Source organism: Scandinavium tedordense, assembly GCF_024764965.1.
GTDB lineage: Bacteria > Pseudomonadota > Gammaproteobacteria > Enterobacterales > Enterobacteriaceae > Scandinavium > Scandinavium tedordense.
This window is the reverse complement of record NZ_JALIGG010000056.1, coordinates 240,571-255,871: the sequence shown is the minus strand read 5'-3', so window position 1 is coordinate 255,871 and position 15,301 is coordinate 240,571. Positions and strand designations below refer to the sequence as shown.

The following is a 15,301-nucleotide window of genomic DNA, read 5'->3' as shown; positions in this document are numbered from 1 at the left end:
GAGCAAGCGGTTTGTTAATACACTGTAAACATCTGACCATTTAATTCAAATATGAATTTATAATTTATATATGCACGTCACATTTCGTCTTGCGCACCTGTCATGGCAAATGCCGCAGAAGTGCTAAGATGTGACGACGAAAAACAACGTGTTACTAACGCACAGGCATGAGGAAGGTATGGCGCAAAACAAGCCTGAAGTGGAGTTGGTCGAGGATCGTTACCGCGCACCGGCTCTGGACAAAGGACTGGATATTCTTGAGAAACTGGCCGAACTGGAAGAAGGGCTTTCGCAGGCAGAAATCGCAGCCGCGTTAGAACGTAAGCCCAATGAAATTTATCGAATGCTCGACAGACTGGTGAAGCGCGGTTACGTGGTGCGCACCAGCGTCGATCAGTACCAGCTTTCCCTGAAGCTGTTCGAGTTGGCGCATCGTCAGTCACCGATGCGGCGACTGGTGGTTCAGTCGATTCCTCATCTGAGAACTTTCGCGGAAGCGGCCCAACAGGGCTGCCACATTGCGTTGTATGAACGCGGCGGACTGACGGCAATCGCTCAAGTCGATGCACCTGGATACTGGGGTTTTGGTATTCGCGTTGGGGCGCGTTTCGCGTTGCGAGATTCCAGTTCCGGGCATGTCCTGTTGGCGTTTGCCTCTCCACAGGATCAGCAATTTATGTTGCAACAGAGCGAACAAACGGATGGCATCCTCAACGAGGCGATGCATAAAAAGCTGGCCCAAATCCGCGAGCAGGGTTACGAAATCATGCCGAGCTTGCAGGTTGAAGGCGTCTACAACATCGCCGTGCCATTATTAAACAGCGGTGGACAGGCAATAGCGGCACTGGCGTGTCCGTGGGTTAAGCATCTGGATCATATGAATAATCCTTCCTGTGATGCGGTACTTCAACTGCTATTCACCACCGCGGAAAACATTCGTAGCGGCGGTGTAGACGCGTAGTCTGCACTGAGGCTTTCCCCTAAGCGGCCACTCTGGCCGCTTATTTTTTCTCCTGATTTTGCGAACCAGCTCCCTCTTTCCTGATACGGAAAGTGGCTGAATGTGATATTCATATATAAATCTAAAATTTACTTTTGAATAATTGTGCATTCACAAATACATTCCAATAACACGAAAGAAACACAACAATAACGTAATGCTTGGCAACATCTGCCTCTGTACAGGAGAAGACCATGCAGCAAAAAACAACACCAGGGTTAAGAAAGGCCGTTACGGCGTCAGTAGTCGGAACCATCATTGAGTGGTTCGACTACGCGTTGTACGGCGCCGCCGCAGGATTAATCATTAATAAAATATTCTTCCCCGATCTCTCGGAAGTTGCTGGCGTGTTGGCAGCCTTTGCAACATTCGCAGTGGGCTTTTTTGTTCGCCCGCTGGGTGGCGTGGTCATCTCCCATATTGGCGATCGCTATGGGCGTAAGCCCGCACTGGTATTTTCCATCACCTTAATGGGTATCGGAACGGTCGCTATCGGGTTATTGCCTGGTTACCAGGAAATAGGTCTGATGGCGCCTGTGCTGCTGGTTATCATGCGGATGGCGCAGGGATTTGGTGCCGGAGCAGAATATGCCGGAGCGCTGACGCTGCTGTATGAATACTCGCCCAAGCATTTGCGAGGTTTTTATACCGCCCTGTTGCAATCAGCCACGGTGATTGGGATTATCTTTGCCAGTCTGGCCTTTTGGGGCGTATCCCTGATGCCTGCGGATATGATGATTAGCTGGGGCTGGCGCGTGCCGTTTATTTCGTCGGCGGTGCTGTTCGTGATCGCCATATACATTCGGCGTCATCTGGATGAAACGCCGGAATATGTTCAGGCCATGAAGCAGGCAGATCAGGAGAAGAAAGCGCACAAACTGCCGCTGAAAGTTGTCCTGACCCGCTATCCACGTGAGCTGTTCTGGAGCTTCCTGATGATGTCGGGCCACAACGCCAACGTCTATATTCTCAGTGCCTTCAGCATTAGCTACATGACCAACACCTTGCATCTGTCGAAAACCACCGCGCTGAGCGCGCTGTTTATTTCGGCCTGGTGTGCGGTTATCAGTGCGCCCATCATGGGCTGGCTGGCGGATAAATATAATCCGGCAAAGATTTATGCCGCTGCCGCACTGTTTACCGTGGTCTATGCCTTCCCGTTGTTCATGTTTATCGACAGCGGCAATTTGCTGATTATCACGCTCGGCATGTCGGTGGCGTTCATCATCAGCTATGGGGCAATGGCGGGACCGCAAGGGCTTCTTCTGGCGCGTGTTTTCCCGACGCAATACCGTTATTCCGGGATAAGCGTGGCCCGAGAAATGAACGGCATGTTGGTAGCAGGGCCTACGCCGCTGATCAGCGCCTTCCTGGTTGAAATGGCCGGCGGTAAACCGACCTACGTGGCGGTATTTCTTGGCATCTGCTGTGCACTGAGCGCCTTTGCGGTCTACAAACTGATGTCTATGCAAGCGGCAAAACAGACGCAATCGGCGACATCACAGCCGAACGTGGGCGAAGGGTAATCCGCGTGCATCGTGCGTGAGAACAACGCGACACGCACGACACACAGCAAATGAACGTATTACCCCCGGGCGGGACGCTGTCATTTCCCGCCCGAAAAACTCCCGTCGTGCCCTCCAGCAATGATATGATTACGCCCCTGTACGTCAGCCGCAGGCTGATACCGATATCTTTACCGGAATAATGACCGTGACCTCTTTTGCTGAATTAAACGCGCTTCCTGCAGAACAACTCGAGAATCTGAATGAGCTGGGCTATCTAACCATGACCCCGGTGCAGGCGGCGGCGTTACCGGCCATTCTTGCGGGGAAAGACGTCCGCGCTCAGGCGAAAACCGGCAGTGGAAAAACTGCGGCGTTTGGCCTGGGTCTGCTGCAACACATTGATGCCAGCCAGTTTATTACTCAGTCTCTGGTGCTGTGCCCTACGCGTGAGCTGGCCGATCAGGTCGCCAAAGAACTGCGTCGCCTGGCACGCTACATGCCGAATATCAAAGTTCTGACCCTGTGCGGCGGCCTGCCGTTCAGCGTTCAGAGAGACTCCCTGATCCACGCCCCACATATCATTGTTGCAACGCCGGGCCGTCTGCTCGATCACCTGAAAAAAGAGACCGTCAGCCTCGAAGCCCTGCAAACACTGGTGCTGGACGAAGCTGACCGTATGCTGGATATGGGCTTCGCGGAGGCTATCGACGACGTCATCAGTCACGCGCCGGCCAAGCGTCAGACGCTGTTGTTCTCCGCGACCTGGCCTGGCGCCATTGCCGCCATCAGTACGCGCATTCAGCATGAGCCGCTGACGGTAGAAATTGGCACTGTCGATGAACTGCCCGCCGTCGAACAGCAGTTCTACGAAGTGTCGCGCAACGGCAAAATCAGCCTGCTGCAAAAGCTGCTGAGCAAACATCAGCCCGCGTCCTGCGTGGTGTTCTGTAACACTAAAAAAGATTGCCAGGCGGTGTGTGACGCATTAAGCGAAAGCAACCAGAGCGTGCTGGCCCTGCATGGCGACATGGAACAGCGCGACCGCGATCAGACGCTGGTGCGTTTTGCTAACGGCAGTAGCCGTGTGCTAGTAGCGACTGACGTCGCTGCTCGCGGGCTGGACATCAAGGCACTGGAAATGGTGATTAACTTTGAGTTAGCGTGGGATCCGGAAGTGCACGTGCACCGTATCGGTCGTACTGCGCGTGCCGGGCAGAGCGGCCTGGCAATCAGCTTCTGTGCGCCGGATGAAGGTCAGCGTGCCGCTGCGCTGGAAGAAATGCTGAATATGAAGGTGCACTGGCAGCAGGCACCGACCAGCGTCACCATCACTCCGCTGGAAGCAACCATGGCGACGCTGTGCATCGATGGCGGTAAAAAAGCTAAAATGCGTCCAGGCGATATTCTTGGCGCATTGACCGGTGACATGGGCCTTGATGGCGCGGATATCGGTAAAATCGATATTCACCCGATCCACGCCTTTGTTGCGGTGAAACAGGGCGTGGCTCGCCATGCCTGGAAGCAGCTCCAGCAGGGCAAAATCAAAGGCAAATCGGTGAAGGTGCGGTTGTTTAAATAACGGCTCACCAATGCAAGAAACCACGCTTCGGCGTGGTTTTTTTATATCGGTCTTCGCCCGGCGGCGCGTGGCTTGTACGGGCCGCCGGGCAATGATGGCTGACTTAACGCACCATCGGCAAATTCAACTCATGCTTCTTCGCGCATTCCACGGCCTGTTCGTAGCCCGCATCGGCGTGACGCATCACACCGGTTGCCGGATCGTTCCACAACACGCGAGCCAGGCGTTTATCCGCTTCAGGCGTACCGTCGCAGACAATCACCACCCCGGAATGCTGGGAGAAGCCCATCCCAACGCCACCACCGTGATGCAGGCTGACCCAGGTTGCGCCGCCTGCGGTGTTCAGCAGGGCATTGAGCAATGGCCAGTCGGACACTGCGTCGGAGCCGTCTTTCATCGATTCGGTTTCACGGTTTGGTGAGGCAACGGACCCACAGTCGAGATGATCGCGGCCAATGACAATGGGCGCTTTCAGCTCGCCGTTACGCACCATTTCGTTGAATGCCAGACCCGCCAGATGACGTTCGCCAAGGCCCAGCCAGCAGATACGCGCCGGTAAGCCCTGGAAGGCGATGCGCTCCTGGGCCATGTCCAGCCAGCGATGCAGATGGGTGTTTTCCGGGAACAGTTCTTTCAATTTGGCGTCAGTTTTGCGAATGTCTTCTTCATCGCCGGACAGGGCCACCCAGCGGAACGGGCCTTTGCCTTCGCAGAACAGAGGGCGAATGTAGGCCGGGACGAAGCCTGGGAAATCAAAAGCATTTTTCACGCCCTCATCCAGCGCGACCTGACGAATATTGTTGCCGTAATCCACGGTCGGGACGCCCATATGATGGAAATCGAGCATTGCTTGCACGTGCACCGCCATTGAGGCGCGCGCCGCTTTTTCGACCGCTTTCGGCTGCGTTTCACGCTCGTCCAGCCAGCGGTTAACGCTCCAGCCTGTCGGTAAATAGCCGTTGATCGGGTCGTGCGCGGAGGTCTGGTCAGTGACGATATCCGGGCGCATACCGCCCGCTTTGGCACGTTTCACCAGCTCCGGTAAAATTTCCGCGGCGTTGCCAAGCAGGCCGACGGAAATGGCTTTTTTCTGCGCATTCGCATCGGCAATCAAGGTCAGCGCCTGATCCAGATTTGTCGCTTTGTAATCGACGTAGCGGGTGCGAATGCGGAAATCGATACGGGATTCCTGGCACTCAATCGCCAGCACCGATGCACCCGCCAACACGCCAGCCAGAGGTTGTGCGCCACCCATGCCGCCTAGCCCGGCGGTGAGGATCCATTTCCCGCTCAGGTCGCCGTTATAATGCTGGCGGCCCGCTTCGGCGAAGGTTTCAAACGTGCCCTGCACGATGCCCTGGGCGCCGATGTAAATCCATGACCCGGCGGTCATCTGGCCATACATCATCAGTCCGGCTTTATCGAGTTCGTGGAAGTGATCCCAGTTGGCCCAGTGCGGCACGAGGTTCGAGTTGGCCAACAGTACGCGTGGAGCATCGGCGTGTGTGCGGAACACTGCCACCGGTTTGCCTGACTGCACAACCAGCGTTTCTTCCGGCTGTAACGCCTCAAGTGAGCGCAGAATTTGCTCGAAGCATTCCCAGTTGCGGGCTGCTTTACCAATCCCGCCATAGACCACCAGATCTTCCGGTCGCTCGGCAACGTCCGGGTCGAGGTTGTTTTGAATCATGCGATACGCGGCTTCGATCAGCCAGTTAGCGCAGTGAAGTTTGTCCCCACGAGGCGCGCGAACGGTACGGGAGAGGGCAGTGGTCTGATGCGTGGTCATGTCATTCCTTCCTGATTCTTGAGGCATGTCGGATATCGGTCAAACGCTGCTGCGTTTGTTATGAATATGTAACAATAAAAGCGATAATGTACGCGCCTGTCTATACAACCTGGCGCAATTTCCAGCGTAGATCACATTCGCTTTTATAAAATCGAGAAGAAACAGGGCATTAAAACAGCATGATTTCTGCCAACAGCAGCGTGGCGTCGGGCGTCAGCGGAAACATCTCGCCCGGTTGCGCCTGACTCCAGCTTATTCCGCTCTGGGCTTCATAGCGTTGATTATCCAGCTGCCATGCGCCTTGCAGCACCAGGGCGACCCCTGATGAACCTGGCGTGTATGCCTGGGTGATCACTTTCACCTGCGCTGACGCCCGCTCGCGCTGGGTCATAATATTGAAATCCCGGCCCACGCAGTTAATGCCTTCCGTCGTCAGCGGCCACTCCCCGGCAAACGCCCACGGCTGCCAGCGTTCTAACCGATGATTCACGTCGACACCGCGCAACCACAGCGGGGCACCCTCCAGCAGCGTAATCACTCTGTCCACCCCGGCAAACAGTGAGAACGGGCCGTCGGCGTTCAGGGTCGCGATACTGGCCCGCCAGAGAAACGGTGCATCGGGCGAGGGGTGGCTGACAATTTCACGGGTTGCGCCGCCACCATTTTTCCAGCGAGTGACGGGTAACGTGACGAACTGAAAGGGGGTAATCATTGGGCTAACTCCCTGGTTTTCTGCGCGTTAAGCTGTTTAAATGCCACATTTGAGATTCATTTTGATTACAAATTATTTACAACATGGCTCACAAATCCATCATTCGACGAGTGTGATGGAAAGTCAATGGTTGTATATACATGTTCTGTCATTTGTTACACGCCATGCCCCATTGCATGAAATACGCTAATGAAATCAGGAGAATCATCATGAAGCAGCGCACCACTTTTCGCGGGATCTGTCTGACCACTCTGCTTTCAGGGCTGCTGCTAAGCGCCGGGGGCGTGAATGCCAAAGCGTGGAGCTCGATAACCATCGCCACTGAAGGCGGGTACGAGCCGTGGAACCTGACCCTGCCGGGCGGTAAGCTGAGCGGCTTTGAGCCAGAGCTGATGGAGAATCTGTGTCAGCGGATGGGCATCCAGTGCAAGCTGGTGGTGCAGAATTGGGACGGAATGATAGCCGGGCTGAATGCCGGCAAATATGACGTGATCATGGATGCGATTGTGATTACTCCGGACCGCAAAAAAGTGGTCAGTTTCACCGTGCCATACGCCGCCACGCCTGCGTCGTTCATCACCATCAAAGGCAATCTCCTGCCACCAGCGCCAGTGATTAAACTGCACGACGATGAAAAAGAGATCCAGGCCGCCATTGCGCCTCTGAAAGCCGCGCTAAAAGGCAAAACCATCGGTATCGCTTCCGGGACGGTGTACACGCCGTTCATCGACAAATACTTTAAAGACGTGGCCGATATTCGTGAATACAACAACTCCGCCGATGCCATCCTCGACCTCCAGTCCGAGCGCATCGACGCGGTGTTCGACGACATCACCTTCGCCAATTCCACGCTTTCCCGCCCGGAAAATAACAATCTGACCTTCAGCGGCCCGCAGTTGAGCGGCCCTGTCTGGGGCGAAGGTGAAGCTATGGGCGTGCGCCCGGCGGATGCTGATCTGAAAGCCAAACTGGACACCGCCATCAAAGCCGCCCTGGCCGATGGCACGGTGAAAAAACTCAGCGAAAAATGGTTTAAAGCTGACGTCACCCCATAAGCGAGGTTGAAGATGATCAATTTACTGGGTCTGGGGGACGACGGTTGGGGAAGACTGATCCTCAGCGCCACGCTGACTACGCTATTGCTCTCCGTGGCGGCGCTGCTGGTGGGCGCGCTGGTCGGTGGGGTGATTGCCTCGGCGAAGCTATCGCATCGCGCACCGGCCCGTTGGCTGGGTTCGGCGTATTCCGTGGTATTTCGCGGCATTCCTGAACTGCTGATTATTTATCTGTTTTACTTCGGCGGCTCGGGGCTTATCTCGCTGATTGGTCAGATGTTCGGCGCCGACGGTTTTATCGAAGTGCCGCCGTTTCTGATTGGCGCCCTGGCGATCGGGTTGATTTCGGCGTCTTATCAGGCAGAGGTGTACCGCGCCGCGCGTCTGGCGCTGTCGCCCGGTGAAGTCGAAGCCGCGCAGGCGATTGGTATGCCGCGCTGGCGGATTTTGCAGCGAGTGATGCTGCCGCAAATTTTCCGCTACGCCTTGCCGGGACTGTCTAACGTCTGGCAGATGAGCCTCAAAGATTCGGCGCTGGTGTCGGTCACCGGCATCGTGGAACTGATGCGCGCCAGCCAGATTGCGGCGGGTTCGACCCGTGACTATTTCCTGTTCTACCTGATTGGCGGCGGCTGCTATTTGCTGCTGACGCTGTTGTCGAACAGGGCATTTATCAAGGCGGAAACCCGTCTCAATCGCGCATGGCAGCGCCGAACTGTGGCCCAGGCTTAAGGAGCGCAAATGGTTATCGACGTGGCTTTTTTGACTGACACTTTCCTCAAGCTGAGCGCCGCATTGCCGGTGACGCTGGGGCTGTTTATCTGTTCGTTTCTGCTCGGCGGCGTGCTGGCGTTGGGCATTCTGGCGATGCGTATGAGCCAGTGGCGCGCACTGAGTGCCTTTGCCCGCGGCTATATTCTGGTGTTTCGCGGTTCGCCGCTGCTGATTCAGCTGTTCCTGATTTATTACGGACTGGGACAGTTTGGTGTGATTCGCCACAGCTTTATGTGGCCGTTATTACGTGAACCGTTTATCTGCGCGGTGCTGGCCCTTTCATTATGTACCGCGTCCTACACCGCAGAAATCCTACGCGGTGGCTTGCTGGCGATTCCGGTTGGTCAAATCGAAGCCGGACGCGCCTGCGGGATGTCACGCCTGCTGCTTTTACGGCGGATTATCGCCCCGGTGATGCTGCGCTACGCGCTCCCGGCGTATTCCACCGAGGCGATACTGCTGGTGAAATCCACCGCGTTGGCAAGCCTGGTCACGGTGTGGGATGTCACCGGCGTGGCGCAGCAAATCATTCAGCGGACCTATCGCACCATGGAAGTGTTCCTCTGTGCCGCCGCAATTTACCTGGTTCTTAATTTTATTATTGTTCAGCTGTACGCCCTGCTTGAGCGTCGGCTGACGCCGCATACCCGCCAGAGCCCGAGCACCCTCGCGCTGAAGCCTGTCACCAAAGGAGAATAATATGCACAATTCGCGTCCAGTCACCCTGTCGGTCAGCGGAATTCACAAATCCTTTGGCATGCTTGAAGTGCTGAAAGGCATCTCCATCGACGCGCAAAAGGGCGATGTGATTTCGATTCTTGGCGCCAGCGGTTCAGGAAAAAGTACACTGTTGCGCTGCATTAACCTGCTCGAAACCCCGGATGCGGGTGTGGTCAGCGTGGGCGGGGAAACGATTGAAATGAAGCAACATGCGCGCGGGCATCAGCTGGCGGCGAATCCTAAACAGATTGAACGCTTGCGTTCGCGTCTGGGGATGGTGTTTCAGAGCTTTAATTTGTGGTCGCACATGACGGTATTGCAAAACGTGATTGAAGGGCCGCACTACGTGCTCAAGCGCAATAAACGCGAGTGCATCGAACAGGCAGAACAATTGCTGGACCGCGTCGGGCTGCTCAACCGCAAAGACTATTATCCGGCGCAACTCTCCGGTGGTCAGCAACAGCGCGTGGCGATTGCCCGGGCGCTGGCGATGGACCCGGACGTCATGCTGTTTGATGAACCGACGTCGGCGCTCGACCCTGAACTGGTAGGTGAGGTGCTGAAAGTGATGCGTAGCCTGGCGGAAGAGGGGCGCACGATGCTGGTGGTGACGCACGAGCTCGGTTTTGCGCGCCACGTTTCTAACCGAGTGGTGTTTATGCATCAGGGTAATATCGACTGCGAAGGGTCTCCTGACGAACTGTTTGGCGACCAGGGTTCGCCGCGTTTTCAGCAGTTTATCTCCAGCCACTATCGCCAGGAGCAGCCATTGTGAGTGCAGCCATCGAGTGGGGCGACCAGCCGTTACGCTGGCAGGATGTGGCGCGCGTTGCTCGCGGCAACGCCAGCTTAACGCTGAGCGCCAGCACCTGGGCGCGCATCGCCCAGGGCCGGGAGATAGTAAATCTGATCGTCGCCTCGGGCCATGTGGCGTACGGGGTGAATACCGGCCTAGGTGCGTTGTGCAATATTAGCCTGGCGGAAGAACAGCTCAGTCAGTTGTCGCGCAATACTCTGCTCAGCCATGCCTGCGGGGTTGGGCCATTGCTGGACGAGGCGCAAACCCGGGCCATTATGTGCGCGGCGATTGCCAACTACAGCCACGGCAAATCCGGCATTTCACCGGCGATTGTTGAACAGCTGCTGACGTTTCTGAATCAGCGCATTACTCCGCAGGTGCCGTCGCAGGGATCGGTGGGCTATCTCTCGCATATGGCGCATATCGGCCTCGCGCTGATGGGTGTCGGGGACGTCAGCTGGCAAGGGCAGGTTGTGCCCGCGCAGCAGGCGTTGGCACAAGCCAGGCTGGAGCCGATTTCGCCAGGTGCGAAAGAGGGGTTGAGTCTGGTGAACGGCACGCCATGCATGACTGGTCTGGCGTGTCTGGCACTTGACGACGCACAGCGTCTCCTCGACTGGGCCGACGTAACCGGGGCGATGAGTTTTGAAGCCCTGCGCGGACAGATTGTAGCCTTTGATGCTGAAATCCTGGCGCTGAAAGCCAGCCCTGGGATCCAGCACTGCGGCGCCAGACTGCGCCAGCTGCTGGCTGACAGCCCGTTGCTGGCCGAAAGCGTCGGCGTGCGCACCCAGGATGCCCTTAGTCTGCGCTCGATGCCGCAGGTTCATGGTGCGTGTCGTGACCAGTTTGATCATGCGCGCACTCAGGTGGAAACCGAACTCAACGCCTGCACCGATAACCCGCTGGTGCTTGGCACGCCGGACAACTGGCGGGTGGTGTCGCAGGCTAATCCACACGGTGAATCAGTGGCGATGGCCTGTGACCTGCTGGCGATTGCGATGGCGGAACTGGGCAGCATGTCCGAACGCCGTCTTGACCGCTTAGTGAATCCGCTGGTCAGCGGCCTGCCTGCGTTTCTGGTGGCCAAGCCGGGGGTCAATTCCGGGATGATGATTGCCCAGTACGTGGCGGCGTCGTTGTGTGGGGAGAATAAACAGCTCGCGCAGCCTGCGGTGCTCGATAACTTTGTCACCTCAGCGTTGCAGGAAGATCACCTGAGTCTCGGCACCGGCAGTGCCTTAAAGCTGCATCGGCTGATCGCTAATCTGTATCACATCATCAGCATTGAATATCTGTTGGCGGCACAGGCGCTGCATTTCCACGGAGAGCAAAAACTGGCTCAGGGCACACGTCACAGCCTGGCGCTGCTGCGTGAGACGGTCGCGCCGTGGGAAGAGGATCGCTGGCTGGCACCAGAAATAACCAAAGCGGTAGCAACCCTTAAAAATCATCAACCGGGATTTTAGCGAGGCAATTATGTCTTCATTTTCGTCAACCGACACGCAGGCAGGCAACACCCGGGGGCGCATCGCCGAGACGCGCTCCATAGACTACATCCCGGATAACGAGCGTCATGGCCATATCTTCAGCCAGTTCACGCTATGGTTTGGCGGTAATTTACAGATAACCGCCATTGTGACCGGCGCGCTGGCGGTGGTGCTCGGGGGCGACGTGGTATGGTCGCTGATTGGCCTGCTGGTGGGGCAGATTTTAGGCGCGGGCGTGATGTCGCTGCACGCGTTGCAAGGGCCGCGTCTGGGCTTACCACAGATGATAATCAGCCGCGCGCAGTTCGGCGTGTTTGGGGCGGTTATCCCGCTGGCGCTGGTGTGCGTGATGTACGTAGGCTTTTCTGCCAGCGGCACGGTGCTGGCTGGGCAGGCGATGGCGAAACTGCTGTCGGTGAGTAACAACGCTGGGATGATTATCTTCAGCGCAGTGATTATCGTCATCGCGGTGCTGGGTTATAAAGTCATTCACAAACTGGGCAAACTGGCGAGCCTCGTCGGCGTGCTGGCGTTTGCGTGGCTGTTTGTTTCGCTACTGCTGTCGACCGATTTTGCCACCCTCGCACAGAATAACCATTTCACGTTGCCAAACTTCTTGCTGGCGGTGTCGTTGTCGTCGTCCTGGCAAATCGCATTCTGTCCCTACGTATCTGACTACTCGCGTTACCTGCCGCGTAACGTCTCCGGCAAAAAGACCTTCTTTGCGGTCTTTAGCGGTACGGTGTTAGGTACCCAAGCGTCTATGACCCTCGGCGTCATCACCGCAGCCATCGCGGGCAGCGCCTTTCCGGGCCATGAAGTGAGCTACATCGTGGGGCTGGGAAAAAACGAAATGATGGCGATGGTGATTTATTTCGCTATCTGCTTTGGCAAAATCACCTTCACCACTCTGAACGCCTACGGCAGCTTTATGTCGCTGACCACCATTGTCTCCGGTTTCCGCCAGCAGGTGACGCTGAGTGCGACATGCCGTGTGATTTTTGTGGTGATGATGGTGGCGATTTCCTGTGTGATTGCACTGCTGAGTGAACCGGCGTTCCTCAAACATTTCACCCATTTTCTGCTGTTCCTGCTGGCATTCTTTGTGCCATGGAGCGCCATCAGCCTGTGCGATTAATACCTGATTTCCCGTCAGTCGGTGGACATCCCGGCGCTGTTTGACCCGAAAGGCCGCTACGGATACTGGAATTTTTATGGCATCGCGGTGTATGTAACGGGTGTGCTTATCCAGCTGCCGTTCATCGAAAACCCGCTGTTCCATGGGGCGTTAACGTGGATGTTTGCCGGGAATGATGTGTCGTGGATTATTGGCTGGGGGGGAACCGCGCTGTTGTATCTCGCGCTGCATAAGCTGGACAGCCGCGCGTTGCCTGCCCAGACCGTTTATCCGTCGTAAGGTCGATGAATTGCCCGGTGGCTCAAGTTTGCGCCGCCGGGCGTTGCAACGGAAGAGGTTATGCCTGCGGGTTTAACAACCACGTGCCGGGTTTATCGACGGAAATGCTGGCGCTGCGGGACTGTCTGGCGTTACGCAATGTAATCACGTACTGGCCTGACGAAAGCTGCACCGAGGTATAGCCATTCACCGGGTTCGGCGTTTTCTGCGCCTTGCCGTTCACTTCCAGCTGGTCACCTTCATCCACACGAATATACACCCGGGCGAGGGCGGTACCGGCTGAGACGGGTTTAGCTGAGGTTTCGGCGGTAACAGTCCCCGTCATTGGCGATGTAGACGACACCTCCGTAGACCCATGCTGACCAAACAACACCCCTCCTGCAATCAAACCAACCACGACGCCTCCGGCAATATGCAACGGCGTGCGATATGACTTCCACCATGGGTGCGCGGCGGTATCTTCCTGTGGCTCTTGCTCAATCGCCATCAGCATCGAGCCGGCCTGGCTTTCTGCTGGCAGAGTGTGAGTCTCATTCAGGCTAATGCCCGCCAGCGTGGTAAATTCGGCGATCGTCTGCGGTCGGTCTTCTGGACGCAGCGCCAGAGTGCTGTCAATAGCCTGTAACAGCTCAAGCGAATAGCCTTCCGGGCGACTTTCCGCCAGCGGTACGCAGTTGTCCTGAATGCTGCGCGTGACGCTGGCTGGCGGCCGGTTACCGGTTACCAGCGTATAAAGAATGGCCCCTAACGAGTAAATATCCGTCCACGGTCCTGGCGGGTTATCAACGTCATCAGAATATTGTTCCAACGGTGTAAAGCCCGGATGCAGAAGGGTTTTATTCACCTCACCACTTTCCACGCCGTGCTGGCGCAGGGCGCCAAATTCCAGCAGCAGTGGCAGGCCGTTGTCCTGAATCAGAATGCTGTTCAGCGACAGGCGGCAGTGGATATAGCCTTTCTCATGCAGCGCAGCCAGCGCCCCGCACAACATCGGCAGCATATGGCGGATCCACGCTTCGTTAATGCGTTCCGGATGATGCTGGAAAAGCTCGGCCAGCGTCATGCCGCTGTACACCGGGGTCGCGGCATAGGCCGTTTCGTTGTAAGTCCAGAAACGCAGAATTTGCACCACGTTCGGGTGATTCAGACGCGCCAACTGACGCGCTTCCTGAATAAAACCGTCGAGGCCGACGCTAAACGCCGACTGGTCCTGTTTGCTGCGCGGCACCAGGCGCTGCGTTTCACTACGCACCGTCAGGGTGCGCGGCAGAAATTCGCGAATGGCGACCTGGCGTTCAAGCTGATGATCGAGGGCGCGATAAACGATGTTGTCGCTACTGGCGTCAATGACATCCTGAATTTCAAACTCATCAAAGCGATAACCGGACGGCAAAGCGTCGGGCGGGCGCTGTGTGTAATCGTTATCTGTCATGCTACGGATCTCTGCTCAAAAAGTGACAAGATCAATTCTGTGTGCGCCATGCACCCACCGCCGGGTTACGCAACTGCGTTTGCAGGGAGTCAATCAACAGCAGGGTGACCGGGCTGTCAGGCGCCAGCCAGCTGGCCCAGGCTTTGCGCACCTGATTGAGCTGTTTTTGCAGATTGGCTTCATCCATCGCCATTTCGTGCGGCACTTTGACCGCAATGGTGCCGCTGGCCGCCCATGCGTTAAGCTCTGGGTTGTACGGCAGGATCATCCAGCTTTGCGGTGCCTGTTCATTACTGACCACCATCCGCTCGTTGTTGAGGGTGGTGATCAGCAGGTTGTCGGCATCAATGCCGTCACGCAGGCCGCTCACCGGGAAACCATGCACGAAGGTCATCGGCAGGCGTTTTTCACCCGCGTTGCCGCTCTGAATGACGTCGCTGCGACCGCTTAACCAGCCGCCTTTTTCGCACTTGCCCTCAGGAATAAACAACGCAGAAGCGCCTGCATTAGCCGCCCAGAAGGTGCGTAGACGACAGCCATCTTGCAGGGTAAATTCCTGCCATGGCGTGCGATCTGCCGGGGCAGATTTATCCTCAGATTGCGTCGGGATGACCGGACTGTCGTCAAGCACCGGGGTCACTTTCACATCCCAGTCGTTCGCACGGTCTGCGGTACCAAAGGCCAGCACCTCACCTTGTGGGTCCTCGAGTCGCCAGTGCACGCGTTGTAGGGTGGAGCACTGACTTTCCAACAGGGTGCCGAGACGTGGCATAAAACCGGTCAGGATCGACGGGGATTTATCGCCATTGGCGACAATGCGTAGCGGAAGCTCTTTCTCACACCAGTTCTGCGGCGAATTGCTTTTGATGTTATCGATCCAGATATCCAGCTTCTGCGAAGGAGACTGTACAAAACGGTAGTTCTCTGCCCATACGGTCGAAGATGCCAGCAGCAACGCCACACCTGAAAGCCAGAGTTTCATAGATTTCCTTTATGCGTCTCAAAAACGGGTAAACCCAAGCGAGG

At 56.4% G+C, this 15,301-nt stretch carries 12 protein-coding genes and 1 pseudogene; 9 read left to right on the top strand and 4 right to left on the bottom strand.

Annotated features, from left to right (window positions below; all coding sequences use genetic code 11):
• The first annotated feature begins 178 nt into the window (after nt 1–178).
• The 3 genes from MUU46_RS14385 to dbpA all read left to right on the top strand — a co-directional run bounded on the left by MUU46_RS14385 (nt 179) and on the right by dbpA (nt 4,087).
• On the top strand, nt 179–961 hold the full coding sequence (locus MUU46_RS14385; protein ID WP_258965858.1) for an IclR family transcriptional regulator: 783 nt from the start codon (nt 179–181) through the stop codon (nt 959–961).
• 233 nt (nt 962–1,194) lie between these two features.
• Nucleotides 1,195–2,526, top strand: coding sequence for an MFS transporter (locus MUU46_RS14380; RefSeq protein WP_258965857.1), 1,332 nt, complete (start codon nt 1,195–1,197; stop codon nt 2,524–2,526).
• A 187-nt stretch (nt 2,527–2,713) separates the two neighbouring features.
• Nucleotides 2,714–4,087, top strand: a complete 1,374-nt coding sequence (gene dbpA, locus MUU46_RS14375; protein WP_159756693.1) for an ATP-dependent RNA helicase DbpA — start codon at nt 2,714–2,716, stop codon at nt 4,085–4,087.
• A 103-nt stretch (nt 4,088–4,190) separates the two neighbouring features.
• Here the strand turns inward: dbpA and hutU are convergent, their stop codons facing one another.
• Both hutU and MUU46_RS14365 read right to left on the bottom strand, forming a co-directional pair.
• Nucleotides 4,191–5,876, bottom strand: a complete 1,686-nt coding sequence (gene hutU, locus MUU46_RS14370) for a urocanate hydratase (protein WP_258965856.1) — start codon at nt 5,874–5,876, stop codon at nt 4,191–4,193.
• A 169-nt stretch (nt 5,877–6,045) separates the two neighbouring features.
• Nucleotides 6,046–6,588: a HutD/Ves family protein gene (locus tag MUU46_RS14365; RefSeq protein WP_258965855.1), complete on the bottom strand. Its 543-nt coding sequence runs from the start codon at nt 6,586–6,588 to the stop codon at nt 6,046–6,048.
• A 209-nt stretch (nt 6,589–6,797) separates the two neighbouring features.
• On the opposite strand from MUU46_RS14365, the gene MUU46_RS14360 reads away from it, so the two are divergent.
• The 6 genes and pseudogenes from MUU46_RS14360 to MUU46_RS14335 all read left to right on the top strand — a co-directional run bounded on the left by MUU46_RS14360 (nt 6,798) and on the right by MUU46_RS14335 (nt 12,843).
• Nucleotides 6,798–7,643 carry a transporter substrate-binding domain-containing protein gene (locus tag MUU46_RS14360; RefSeq protein WP_159755631.1) on the top strand — a complete coding sequence of 282 codons (846 nt, stop codon included), beginning with the start codon at nt 6,798–6,800 and terminating at the stop codon, nt 7,641–7,643.
• A 12-nt stretch (nt 7,644–7,655) separates the two neighbouring features.
• On the top strand, nt 7,656–8,375 hold the full coding sequence (locus tag MUU46_RS14355; protein ID WP_159755634.1) for an ABC transporter permease: 720 nt from the start codon (nt 7,656–7,658) through the stop codon (nt 8,373–8,375).
• Nucleotides 8,376–8,384: 9 nt separating this feature from the next.
• Nucleotides 8,385–9,116, top strand: a complete 732-nt coding sequence (locus MUU46_RS14350; protein WP_159755637.1) for an ABC transporter permease — start codon at nt 8,385–8,387, stop codon at nt 9,114–9,116.
• 1 nt (nt 9,117) lies between these two features.
• Nucleotides 9,118–9,912, top strand: a complete 795-nt coding sequence (locus MUU46_RS14345) for an ABC transporter ATP-binding protein (RefSeq protein ID WP_159755640.1) — start codon at nt 9,118–9,120, stop codon at nt 9,910–9,912.
• Entirely contained in the window at nt 9,909–11,405 is a 1,497-nt protein-coding gene (locus tag MUU46_RS14340; protein ID WP_258965854.1) for an HAL/PAL/TAL family ammonia-lyase, read from the top strand. The genes MUU46_RS14345 and MUU46_RS14340 overlap by 4 nt, the downstream gene beginning before the upstream one ends.
• Before the next feature lie 61 nt (nt 11,406–11,466).
• Nucleotides 11,467–12,843: pseudogene (locus MUU46_RS14335) on the top strand (purine-cytosine permease family protein).
• A 58-nt stretch (nt 12,844–12,901) separates the two neighbouring features.
• Here the strand turns inward: MUU46_RS14335 and MUU46_RS14330 are convergent.
• Together MUU46_RS14330 and MUU46_RS14325 are read right to left on the bottom strand one after the other, a co-directional pair.
• Complete coding sequence (locus MUU46_RS14330; protein WP_258965853.1) at nt 12,902–14,275, bottom strand: serine/threonine protein kinase; 1,374 nt, start codon at nt 14,273–14,275, stop codon at nt 12,902–12,904.
• 31 nt (nt 14,276–14,306) lie between these two features.
• A complete protein-coding gene (locus tag MUU46_RS14325) occupies nt 14,307–15,257 on the bottom strand; it encodes a hypothetical protein (RefSeq protein WP_258965852.1) in 951 nt (316 codons plus the stop codon).
• Nucleotides 15,258–15,301 lie beyond the last annotated feature (44 nt).